The sequence below is a fragment of the Simplicispira suum genome (assembly GCF_003008595.1).
In the GTDB taxonomy this organism is placed as follows: Bacteria; Pseudomonadota; Gammaproteobacteria; order Burkholderiales; family Burkholderiaceae_C; genus Simplicispira; species Simplicispira suum.
On record NZ_CP027669.1, the window covers coordinates 3,200,546 to 3,212,609 of the forward strand.

General features: G+C 62.1%; 8 protein-coding genes. 5 read left to right on the forward strand and 3 right to left on the reverse strand.

Annotation, left to right across the window (positions count from 1 at the left end; genetic code table 11):
* The first annotated feature begins 9 nt into the window (after nt 1-9).
* On the forward strand, nt 10-471 hold the full coding sequence (locus C6571_RS14865; protein ID WP_106447376.1) for a Zn-ribbon domain-containing OB-fold protein: 462 nt from the start codon (nt 10-12) through the stop codon (nt 469-471).
* Nucleotides 472-816: 345 nt separating this feature from the next.
* On the opposite strand, the gene C6571_RS14870 is transcribed toward C6571_RS14865, so the two are convergent.
* Genes C6571_RS14870 through imuA form a run of 3 tightly spaced genes read right to left on the reverse strand, consistent with a single transcriptional unit; the run spans nt 817 to nt 6,072 of the window.
* Nucleotides 817-3,963 carry an error-prone DNA polymerase gene (locus C6571_RS14870; RefSeq protein WP_106447377.1) on the reverse strand — a complete coding sequence of 1,049 codons (3,147 nt, stop codon included), beginning with the start codon at nt 3,961-3,963 and terminating at the stop codon, nt 817-819.
* Between the two features lie 17 nt (nt 3,964-3,980).
* Complete coding sequence (locus C6571_RS14875) at nt 3,981-5,327, reverse strand: Y-family DNA polymerase (protein WP_106447378.1); 1,347 nt, start codon at nt 5,325-5,327, stop codon at nt 3,981-3,983.
* The gene (gene imuA / locus C6571_RS14880) at nt 5,257-6,072 is read right to left on the reverse strand and encodes a translesion DNA synthesis-associated protein ImuA (RefSeq protein WP_106448270.1); all 816 of its coding nucleotides are present in this window, start codon (nt 6,070-6,072) and stop codon (nt 5,257-5,259) included. Before imuA ends, C6571_RS14875 begins: the two co-directional genes overlap by 71 nt.
* 482 nt (nt 6,073-6,554) lie before the next feature.
* Here imuA and C6571_RS14885 point away from each other — a divergent pair, with 482 nt between their 5' ends.
* The 4 genes from C6571_RS14885 to C6571_RS14900 all read left to right on the forward strand — a co-directional run bounded on the left by C6571_RS14885 (nt 6,555) and on the right by C6571_RS14900 (nt 12,062).
* A complete protein-coding gene (locus tag C6571_RS14885) occupies nt 6,555-6,794 on the forward strand; it encodes an ATP-binding protein (protein WP_338054282.1) in 240 nt (79 codons plus the stop codon).
* A gap of 428 nt (nt 6,795-7,222) precedes the next feature.
* Complete coding sequence (locus tag C6571_RS14890) at nt 7,223-7,954, forward strand: NYN domain-containing protein (protein ID WP_106447379.1); 732 nt, start codon at nt 7,223-7,225, stop codon at nt 7,952-7,954.
* 41 nt (nt 7,955-7,995) lie between these two features.
* Nucleotides 7,996-9,146 (forward strand): IS3 family transposase gene (locus tag C6571_RS14895; protein ID WP_420852896.1). Its coding sequence is split into 2 segments (ribosomal slippage): nt 7,996-8,227 and nt 8,227-9,146, totalling 1,152 coding nucleotides; the frame shifts between segments, so codons are not numbered across the junction.
* Nucleotides 9,147-9,185: 39 nt separating this feature from the next.
* Nucleotides 9,186-12,062, forward strand: coding sequence for a type I restriction endonuclease subunit R (locus C6571_RS14900; protein ID WP_211300650.1), 2,877 nt, complete (start codon nt 9,186-9,188; stop codon nt 12,060-12,062).
* Nucleotides 12,063-12,064: the final 2 nt, after the last annotated feature.

Here is a 12,064-nt window from a genome sequence, read left to right on the forward strand (position 1 = left end):
GAGACTCATATGCAGCCGACAATGGAACAAGAATACATTGATGATGAGATCACCTTGCGTTACCGCTATTCCCTTGGGGAGGTGGCCGGGAAGTTCATGAACGGCCTACGCGAAGGCGAAATCCTGGCCACCCGCTGCTCAAAGTCTGGGTTGACCTATCTGCCGCCTCGCAGCTATTGCGAACGCAGCTTTGAACGCTGCGATGAATGGGTACGGGCTGGGCTGGAAGGTGTAATTGAAGCCTCGACCATCGTGGTCCGTGGATTCGAAGGTAAACGCCCTGCGCCAGTAGCCATCGCATATGTGCGGCTAGATGGTGTGGACTCTGCCATTGCGAACTACATCGACGGCGTTGAACTTTCTGATTTGGACATTGCGATGAAGACCATCGAGCCGGGCACACGGGTCAGGGTGGTGTTTGCAGCGAAGCGCGAAGGCCGCATGACGGATTTTTCCTTTCTCCTTGTTTGACCTGTTGCCCCGTCAGGACAGGCTCTTTGGGACTGTTACTTCTCCAGGGTGGATTCCGAAAGCCGCCGCACGGTTGCAACTGCTGTGCGGCCTTACCTCGTTGTAGTCCTGCCGTCAGGCGGTGACGGCCGACCTGGCCTGCATTAATCCCAATAAGTGTGCTGTGCCGACGCGGTTGGACGCGGGTCTGCGAATGGGCGCGGCCGATGGGCTTGCGTCGATTGCCAAGGTCCTGGGCCCCGAGTGGGGCTCACCTGGGTTCGCGCGGGGCGATGGCGGGCGTTAACTAGAGGCACCATCGAGCAACCGACGCGTCTTATGGGCACGGAAATTCTTGGAGTCTCATCACCTGAAGTCCCGACTCTGCGTCGCCAACCTCCCCAGCAGCGGCGAGAGATCCGCAAGTTTCTCCGCAATCAGATTGCACACTTCCCCTTCGCGCTGCCAGCGTCCCTTCACAGCCAGCAGCCGGGCCCCCAGCAAGACCTCGCGCTGCGCCTCGCGCACGCCGCGCCAGACAATCACCTGAATTGACCCGCACTCATCTTCGAGCGACACAAAGACCGTGCCGCCGGCCGTCTGCGGCTGCTGGCGCACAGTCACGATGCCGGCGGTGCGCACGATGCGGCCATCGGGAACCTGGCGCAGTTGCTCCGAAGTCCTGAGCCGATAGCGCTCCAGGCGCGCTCGCAGCAGCGCCATCGGGTGGCTCCTGAGCGTCAGCCCCACCGAGGCAAAATCCCACAGCACCTCTTCGCCTTCCTTGGCCTCTTCCAGCTCCAGAACCTCCTCGTCCACCGGCGCGTCGTGCAAGAGTTCAGGCACCGCATGCAGGGCAGCCGCTTCCCAGACCTGTTGCCTGCGGTGTCCGGCCAGACTCTGCAGCGCACCGGCGGCCGCCAGCAGCTTCATCTCATGCAGCTCCAGGTGGCAGCGCCGGGCCAGGTCTTCGGCACTGTCAAATGGCGCTCTGCTTCGCTCCTGCACGATGCGCTCGGCGCTGCGGCTCTGCAGCCCTCTGACCATGTGCAGGCCGAGCCGCACTACCGGGACTTCGGGCAGGTCTTCCAGGCTCGAGTCCACGTCGCTGCGCATCACGTCCACCGGCCGCACCTGGACGTCATGGCGGCGCGCGTCCTGCACCAGTTGGCTGGGAGAGTAAAAGCCCAGCGGCTGGCTGTTGAGCAAGGCGGCAAGAAACGCCGCAGGCTCGTGGCACTTGATCCAGGACGAGGCATAGACCAGCAGCGCAAAGCTCGCCGAATGGCTCTCCGGGAACCCGTACTCCGAGAACCCCTTGATCTGCTCAAAAATCGATTCCGCAAACGATTGTTCGTAACCGCGCGCCGTCATGCCGTCGACGATCTTGCTGTAGTACTTCTCCAGCCCGCCCTTGCGCTTCCACGCCGCCATGGCCCGGCGCAGGCCATCGGCTTCACCCGGCGTAAAACCAGCGGCCAGGATGGCCACCTGCATCACCTGCTCCTGAAACACCGGCACGCCCAGCGTGCGACCGAGCGCCAGTTCCAGGTCCTTGCTCGGATACACCACAGGCTCCTTGCCCTGGCGGCGGTTCAGATAGGGATGCACCATGCCGCCTTGGATGGGCCCGGGCCGCACGATCGCCACCTGGATGACCAGGTCGTAGAAGCAGCGCGGCCGGTGGCGCGGCAGCATGCCCATCTGCGCGCGGCTCTCGATCTGGAAGACGCCGACGGTGTCGGCCTTGCAGATCATGTCGAAGGTGGCGCTGTCGTCCGCCGGAATGTCCTGCATGCCAAACGCGTAGCCGCGCCGATCCGAGATGAAGTCCAGGGCGCGCCGCAGGGCCGAGAGCATGCCCAGGGCCAACACATCGACCTTGAGCAGGCCGGCAGCATCCAGATCGTCCTTGTCCCACTGAATCACGGTGCGATCGGGCATGGAGGCGTTCTCCACCGGCACCATGCGGCAGAGCAAGTCCCGGGTCAGCACGAACCCTCCCGTGTGCTGCGACAAATGCCGCGGAAACCCGATCAGTTGCCCGGTGAGCTCAACCAACTGGCGCACCGCCAGCGACTCGGGCTCCATGCCCAGCTCCTCGAACCGCTCGCGCCGGACCTGTTTGCCATCGAACCACTGCTGGCCCTTGGCAATCGCATCCACCGTCTCCAGGTCAAACCCCAGCGCCTTGCCCACGTCCCGAATGGCCGAGCGTGGCCGGTAGGTGATGACGGCCGCGGTGAGCGCTGCCCGATCGCGCCCGTACTTGTTGTAGAGGTACTGGATCACCTCTTCGCGCCGCTGGTGCTCAAAATCGATGTCGATGTCCGGCGGCTCATTGCGCTCCCTGGAGATGAAGCGCTCAAACAGCACCGACATGCGCGCGGGATCGACTTCCGTCACGCCCAGGCAGTAGCAGACCACGCTGTTGGCCGCCGAGCCCCGGCCCTGGCACAGGATGTGGCGCGAGCGGGCAAAGACCACGATGTCGTACACCGTCAAGAAATACGGCTCGTACTTGAGTTCGCAAATCAGATCGAGCTCGTATTCGATCTGCTCCTGCACCTTGGTGGGAATGCCGGCCGGCCAGCGCCGGCCCGCGCCTTCATAGGTCGCCTGGCGCAGATAGCTCGTGGCCGTATGGTCCGGCGGCACCACCTCGTCGGGGTACTGGTAGCGCAGCTCGTCCAGGCTGAAGCTGCAGCGCGCCGCCACGCGCAAGGTCTCCTGCAAAAGCTCCGCAGGAAAGGTCTGCGCCAGGCGCAGGCGGCTGCGCAGGTGCCGCTCGGCGCTGCGCTCCAAGGCGTCGCCGCATTCGGTCAAGGGCTTGCCAATCCGGGTCGCGGTCAGGACATCGTGCAGGGGCTTGCGCGAGCGCACATGCATGTGCACGTCGCCGACCGCCACCAATGGCAGCGCGGTCAAGGCAGAAAGTTCGCGCATGCGGTGCAGCCACAGCTCGTCGTCGATCTGGCGCAGCTGCTCCACGCCGATCCAGCAGCGGCCGGTGAACTCCTGGAGTGCCCAGCGACCGAGCTGCTGCAGTTCCCCATCGCTCGATGCGCGCCCCAGGCACAGCAGCACCAGGCAGTCCGCCAGCGCCGCACCCGTGACGTCATGCATGGTGGCGCGGTAAGTACCCTTCTCGCTGGCGCGCCGCAGGCGGGTGATGAAGGCGCACAGGTTGCCGTACCCGTTCATGTTCTGCGCCAGCACGACCAAAGTGCAGGCGGGCTCCTTCACGTCCGTATCCGCATCCGCAGGCCCGATGCAGAACTGCGATCCCAGGACCAGCGCCAGGCCAAGCTCCTTGGCTGCCACATGCGCGCGCACCACGCCCGCCATGCTGCATTCGTCCGTCATGGCCAGGGCGCTATAGCCGAGGGCCTTGGCCCGCTCGACCAATTCCTCGGGGCGGCTGGCGCCGCGCAGAAAGCTGAAATTGGACAGGCACTGGAGCTCGGCATACGCCGGCAAAGCGTGGGCGCCAGGTGGAGTGCGAGTAGCCATGGGAGCCACCACGCCGCTTATCCAAAGTGCCCGTGCAGAAACCAGGCCGTCTGCTCTCCCGCCAGCCGCTCCTGGTAAATCCACAGCACCCCCGCGTGGGGGCTCAAGGCCAGCCAGTAGTCGCGCTGGACGTTGAGCGGCTGGGCACCAGCCTCCTCGCTGCTTCTGTGCCACCAGCCCCCCTCTACGCGATCAGGACCGAGCAGCATTTGCAGGCGGCCCTGGTAGATCGGAACATGCTCACGTTCGGGCAGGCGCAAGGGTTCCCTGAGCAACCAAGTGGGCAGAGGCAGCGCATGCGCTTTGCTGCCGCATGCAGGCGCGGGCGCACCCTGGGTGCTCGGTGAAGAGAAAGGCAGCGCGCTCTCCCAGCACTGCATCCATTCAAGGCGGTGGTCCTGGCGGAGTACCGGGCGGCGCACGGAGTCTGCACCCAGGCGCGCCTGGATGCGCTCGAGGGCCAACTCGATGCCCGCGCCCTTGGAGGTGGTCTCTGGAAGAAATGAACGGCTGCTCTCGACCACCGACGCTACTTCGGTCGCGACGAGTTCGATGTTGCCGACGGGCGCCAGCAGCCTGGTCCTTTCCAGATGCTCCGAGAGGAGCCGGGCAAAGTGCGCCACACTTTGCATGGGCTGCGCGGTGCGGATGGTGATCTCGCCGCTGGTGCCCGCGTCCTTGGGGCGCATCACATCGTGAAACCAGCGCAGCGTGAACGCGGTGGCCCCCAAGCGGCGCGCGCACAGCCATGCAGCCATCTGCACCAACAGGCGGTGCGCGCCAAACAGCAGTCCGGGAGCGGTCTCGACCCGGGACATGAACTCCAGCTTTGCAGAAAAACACTCGGGCAGCGTGAGCCAGTCGTAGGCTTCGGGGCGCAGGCCATAGGCCTGGTCAAGCGCGCTCAGCAACTGCTTGTCAAAACGCCGCCCGAGTCCCCCGCGCGGCAGTGCCCGCACATCGCCCAGGGTGCGGCAGCCGACGCGCGCCAGGGTGGCTTCGTGGCGCGCCACCTGGGTGAGCGAGGTGAGGGGCAGGGCGTCGAGCAGCCTGGGCAAAGGATGCATGAAGCCGTCGCCTCGGCCGGCGCGGGCCAAGGCCAGGGCAGCGAGCCCCGTCGGTGCCCAGGTGATCTGCGCCCCCAGCTCCGCGGCGCCGTCCTCCATCGCCTGGCGCAGAGCCTCCAGGCCGCCAAACAGCCGCGCGCTCGCTTGCACCTCGGCCAGCACGGCCTCTTCGAGCAAGGTCACCCTCGGTGTGAACTGGAGCGCCCAGACGCCGAGGGCGGCTGCATCAATGGGCGAGTGGGCGGGCGACGAGGTGGGCGACGGGACGGGGAGCAACGCGGCCCAATGCCCGAGCATCGGCAGCCTCCAGTTGGGAAGATGGGGTGGCAGCGGTAGCGGCAGCGGCGGCAGCGACCGGCGCGGGGAGCCGGATCAACCGGGGCGGCAGCACGCGTGCCAATTGGCCTGGCAGGGCGTGCAGGTGCAGGGCCTCGTCCATCGAGGCGCCGCGGCGCTTTGCGATCCGCACCTCCAGTTGCCAGCCCGCGCCCAGGGCTATAGAGAGGCGCAGCGGCGCCGATGACGCATCGCGCAGCGCCGTCACCGGTCGCAGCAGAAACACCGGTGCCTCGCAGCCATGGGCTTGCACCTGGAGCCTTCGAATCTGCTCCGGCCTCGCCTGGGGCAGCCAGGAGACGATGGCGCCTGCCGGATCGGCCTTGATCAGCTGCTCGGTTGCCCAGAGGCGCTCTGCAGGGGTAGCGGCCTCTATCCAGACCACCTGGTCGACCGAGAGGCCCAGCTGGCACAGCCCGCCCACATGCGGCTCCTTGGGAGGCGCCACCAGGTACAGGCGACCGCGCTCCCGCGTGAAAGCAGGGAGGGCAGGGCCGAGCAGGCGCCATTCGCAGACCGCTGCCTGCGCCGTCAGGAGCTCGGTCAGGCTGCGCCTGGGCCAGCCTCCACCGGGCAACTGGGCATCGAGCGCAGCAAAGCCCGTGGGGACCGTGGCCGCAGCCTGCCCTCCGATCTCGGTGCCGCGCCAAAGGGCCTCTGCCACATGCGCTGGCAAGGGCCTGGGCTCTGGTGCACACGGGCGCATGCCGACTGCTGGGTGCAGGTCGGGCGCGTCGTCCGGGCAGAAAGGAAGGGGGAGGGCGGGGGGCAAGGTGCTGGCCGATAACTGTACAAAAACACAGTATATGACCGCGTCGCAAGGGCATGTCAGGAGATTTTTGCTTCGGCCAGGGCGCTGCACTTGCCATCTTGAGATTGATAGCAGGCGATGTTGGCGCGGTGCGCCTTGCCTCTGAGTGGCGAGGCGCGCTCTCGGAGATAACCCCGTGCCCTGCTCGGACATGCAGTGATAAAGCTTTTCCGAGATGCGGAGAGCTTCTTGTCCGTCTATTCCAATCAGGATGCCTGGGCGCCAAGCGCTTTTGGAAGCGGCAAGCCTCGCGGCCTCAACAATGACCAAAAATTTAGGGGGTCATAGTTGGCAGTAGTATCAACAGACTACCCGCAATGAGAACGCAACTCGCCAAGGCGCGATTATTAATCTTGGACGACTGGGGCGTTGCCCCAATGACCGAGCGCGGTAGGCAGGACCTGCTGGAGGTCATTGATGATCGAGTGCCTGGAGGGTCAGTGCTCATCACCTCACAGCTTCCCTGTGAGGCTTGGCATGACTATCTTGGCGAGCCTACGATCGCAGATGCAATCTTGGACAGGCTCCTCCACAACAAGCACTCTATTGAACTGAAGGGTGATTCAATGCGCCGTAAAGCCAAATTTGGAGTTTCAGCTTCTAAGGCTCATACGTAGTCTCGCGGAGGCTTCAGCCATTTACTCGCTGTTGGCGTGTGATTAACTGATATCGATTCTCCTGACACCACGGGCCCGGCCAGCGTCTGGATGCCGCCCAGCAGCACCGTGACCAGGCCGTCCACAATGACAGCCACAGGAGGATCTCATTAGGTGGATCACACACGGGAAGTTGCGAGCCATGTTGCAGTGCTCGTTATGTCACGCGGCTGACGTGTGGTAGATGGCCTGGAGGTGAAAACTGAAGAGCGCGGCAGCGGCGCTGAAGGTACTTGATCAGTCGCGCAGATGGGCGACAGTGACGGTCTGCGCACCCCTATCTTGGAGCGGGATGTAAGCGCCCCCCCGGCCATAGAGCGAATCGTCGTGCCCGCTTTTGTGCAAGTGCCGCGACTCTCTATGATGTGAGCATAGAGAGGCCGCCACAGATGGCAAACAATCACCACATTGCAGAAAATGAGTCCAGGGTTGCCGTATTGGTGGACTGCGACAATACCACTCCTGAAATCCTCGAATATGCGCTGCGCGTAGTTGCCCAGTTTGGTCGGGTAGTGCTGCGGCGTGGCTACGGAAACCACAGCACGCTTGCAAACAAATGGCAGGAAGCGCTGGTTCGCCTGGCCTTCACGCCGTGCTTGCAATACCAGTACGCTGCCGGTAAAAATACTTCTGACATCGCGCTGGCGCTGGATGCCATAGAAGCCCTCTTCGATCAGAGGGCTGACACCTTTTGCCTGGTCACCAGCGATTCTGACTTCGCGTACCTCTGCCGTAAGCTGCGCGAACGTGGGGCCACTGTGCACATTGTTGGCGAAGAGAAAAGCCCGCCTGCATTGCGAAATGCTAGTGACCAGTTCTTTGAGTGGGTGAAGCCTGAACCGCCTCCACCGGAGCCACCCAAAGCAGCTGCGAAATCAGAGGTAGCAAAGCCTGACCCAAACAAGCCTGCTCCTAAACTTCGCCCCAAGTACATCGTGGAAGCCGTCACACTCCTCGCTGCCGATACCCCAGAAGGCAAAGTCAGCGTTGGAGGTTTGGGTTCCTATCTGAAGCGCGCCGACCCATCGTTCTCCCCCAAGAACTACGGCCATTCAGGCTTGCTCGACATGCTCAAGACCTACGACCTCCTCAAGGTGCATGAATCGACCCGGCTTCAGTAGACACCTTCGAGCCTCAAACCTGAGGCCCAATAGGAGGTGCCATGACAAGCAAACAACCTTACCCTGAAGAATTCAAGATCGAAGCGGTCAAGCAGATCACGGAGCGAGGCCATCGGGTGGCCGATGTATCCGCGCGGATCGGCGTGAGCCAGCACAGCCTGTACAAGTGGATCAAGTCGTATGCGCTGCCGGCTGCTGAGCGGCAGGCGCAGGCGTCGCAGACGGAGGAACTGCGCCGCCTGAAGGCCGAGCTGCGGCGCGTGACAGAGGAGCGCGACATCCTAAAAAAGGCAGCGTACTTTGCCAAGCAGTCCGGGTGAGGTACGCGTTCATGAAGGCGCACGAGGCACAGTACAGCGTTCGGCGGATGTGTCGGGTCATGCAGGTGCATCCCAGCGGCTATTACGCATGGAAAGTCGAGCCAACCAGTGCAAGCGCACAGGACGATCAACGGCTGACTGGCCTGCTCAAGCAAGCCTGGCTGGAGAGCGGCGGCGTGTATGGCTATCGCAAGCTGACGCTGGACATGCGCGACCTGGGCGAGCGTTGCGGCAAGCACCGCGTCGCTCGGTTGCTCAAGCTCGAAGGGCTGCGCTCGCAGACAGGTTACCGCCGCCGCCCTGGCGGGCGTGCAGGAGCGCCTGCCGTGGTCGCGCCCAATCATCTGCAGCGCGAGTTTCTGGTGACCCAGCCCAATCGATCCTGGGTGACCGATATCACCTACATCCGCACACACGAAGGCTGGCTGTATCTGGCGGTCGTGATCGACCTGTTCTCGCGCCAAGTGGTGGGCTGGTCCATGGGCAGCCGTATCGACACCAGCTTGGTCCTGGACGCGCTTGTGATGGCGTTATGGCGCCGTCGGCCTCAAGAGGCTGTCACGGTGCACTCGGATCAGGGCTGTCAATTCACAGGCCATGACTGGCAGACGTTCGTGCGGGAACACAATTTGGTCAGCAGCACGAGCCGGCGCGGAAACTGCCACGACAACGCCGTCGCCGAAAGCTTCTTTCAGTTGCTCAAGCGTGAGCGGGTGCGCCGCCAGATCTATGCCACGCGCCACGACGCACGCGTCGATATCTTCAACTACATCGAGATGTTCTATAACCCCAAGCGGCGACACGGAACGGCCGGCGATACTTCGCCGGTCGAGTTCGAACGACGCCATTCCCAACGGTTCGCAGGTGTCTAGAAAACCCGGGTCGATTCAGCAGCAGGAGAATGGAGGGCATTGGACGGTTCGCTTGGCTGCTGCGGTGGCTTAAAAAAGAGAACGTTGCTTGCGAGCACTAATGGATCTAGCTATCAAATGACGTACTCAGAAGCGGCCACCAGGTCAGCGCTGATTGACAACGCCCTCGGCCAATCGGGCTGGAATGTCAAAGACCCAACCCAGGTCGTTGAAGAGTTCGACATAAAGGTCGGCCTGGCCCCCGGCGTCAAAGAGCCACGTACCCCTTACGAAGGGCATCACTTCAGCGACTACGTGTTGCTCGGCAAGGATGGCAAGCCATTGGCGGTGGTTGAAGCCAAACGAACCAGCAAAGACGCAGCCCTGGGCAGGGAGCAAGCCAAACAGTACTGCTACAACATTCAGAAGCAGCTCGGGGGCGAACTGCCGTTCTGTTTCTACACCAACGGTCACGACACCTACTTCTGGGACTTGGAGAACACTCCCCCCCGCAAGGTGGTGGGATTTCCGACCCGCGATGACCTAGAGCGCTTCTCCTACATCCGCCGCAACCGCAAGCCGCTGACGCATGAGTTCATCAACACCTCGATTGCGGGCCGCGACTATCAAATCCGCGCAATTCGTTCAGTGCTTGAAGGCATTGAGCAAAAGAAGCGGGACTTCCTGCTGGTGATGGCAACGGGAACTGGAAAGACCCGAACCTGCATCGCCCTCGTCGATGCTCTGATGCGGGCAGGTCATGCCGAGAAAGTGCTTTTTCTCGTGGATCGTATTGCTTTGCGTGAGCAAGCCCTGGCTGCCTTCAAAGAGCACATGCCCAACGAACCACGTTGGCCAAATCCAGGTGAAAAGCTGGTCGCTAAAGACCGCCGCGTCTATGTCGCGACCTACCCGACGATGCTCAATGTCATCAGGGACGAGGCGCAGCACCTCTCGCCTCACTTCTTTGACTTCATCGTGGTCGATGAGAGCCACCGCTCCATCTACAACACCTTTGGCGAGGTCCTTGACTACTTCAAGACCATCACCGTAGGGTTGACCGCAACTCCCACGGCGCTGATCGACCACAACACCTTTCAGCTGTTTCACTGTGAAGACGGCATCCCGACGTTTGCATACACGTACGAAGAGGCCGTCAACAACTTCCCGCCCTATCTCTCCAACTTCCAGGTCATGAAGATTCAGACCAAGTTCCAGATGGAGGGCATCAGCAAACGAACCATTTCGCTGGAAGACCAGAAAAGGCTCATCTTGCAAGGCAAGGATGTTGAAGAGATCAACTTCGAGGGGTCGCAACTCGAAAAGCAGGTCATCAACAAGGGCACCAACACCTTGATCGTCCGCGAGTTCATGGAAGAGTCCATCAAGGACGCGAACGGTGTTCTGCCCGGGAAGACCATCTTCTTCTGCGCCACCAAGGCCCACGCGCGCCGCATGGAAGAGATCTTTGACAAGCTCTACCCGCAGTACCACGGCGAGCTCGCCAAAGTCCTGGTGTCAGACGATCCGCGGGTCTACGGCAAAGGTGGTCTGCTCGATCAGTTCACCAACAACGACATGCCGCGCATTGCCATCAGCGTGGACATGCTCGACACGGGCATCGACGTGCGCGAAATCGTCAACCTCGTCTTTGCCAAGCCGGTGTACTCTTACACCAAGTTCTGGCAGATGGTCGGGCGGGGTACCCGCTTGCTCGAAACGAACAAGCCCAAACCATGGTGCCTTGAGAAGGACGTGTTCCTCATCCTCGATTGCTGGGACAACTTCGAGTATTTCAAGCTCAACCCCAAAGGCAGGGAACTGAAACCGCAGTTGTCACTGCCGGTGCGTCTGGTCGGCCTGCGGCTCGACAAGATCGAAAGGGCCAACGACAGCGAGCATGCAGAGACTGCCGCACGGGAAGTGACCAAGCTGCGTTCGCAGATTGCGGCGTTGCCCAATGAGTCCGTCGTCATCAAGGAAGCCGCTGCAGTGTTGGCAAGGCTGCAAGACGAAAACTTCTGGATCAGCCTCAACCACGATCGGCTGGAGTTCCTGCGCGCAGAAGTCAAGCCGCTCTTCCGCACCGTCTCGGAGGCCGACTTCAAGGCCATGCGCTTCGAGCGCGACGTGCTGGAGTACTCGCTCGCCGTCTTGAGCGAAGCCAAGGAGCAGGCCGAAACCCTCAAAGACGGCATCGTCGAACAGATCGTCGAGTTGCCACTGTCGGTCAGTTTCGTGAAGAAGGAAGAAGCCCTCATCCGCGCCGCCCAGACCAACCACTACTGGGCCAAGGCCGACGAAGATGCGTTCGATGAACTGGTGGCCAAGCTCGGGCCGCTGATGAAATTCCGCGAGCACAACACGGGTCAGGAGCAAACTCATCTCGACCTGGCCGACGAGTTGCACAAGAAGGAGCGGGTGGAGTTCGGCCCTCAACACGAGTCGGTCAGCATCACCCGCTACCGCGAGATGGTCGAGGCCTTGGTCACAGAGCTGACCGACTACAACCCTGTGCTGCAGAAAATCAAGAACGGCGAACCCATCAGCGCTGAAGAAGCCAGCCAGTTGGCCGACCTGCTGCACGAAGAACACCCGCACATCACCGAAGACCTGCTGCGTCAGGTCTACAAGAACCGCAAGGCGCGCTTCATCCAGTTCATCCGCCACATCCTGGGTATTGAAGTGCTCAGGAGCTTCCCGGACGAGGTCAGCGCCGCCTTTGACCAATTCATCCGCGCCCACACCACCCTCAGCAGCCGGCAGATGGAGTTCCTCAATCTTCTGAAGGGCTTCATCATCGAGCGCGAAAAGGTGGAGAAGAAGGACCTGATCAACGCCCCCTTCACGGTCATCCATCCGCAAGGCATCCGTGGCGTGTTTAGCCCACTTGAAATCAACGAGATCCTGCAGCTGACCGAACGGTTGGCTGCCTAAAT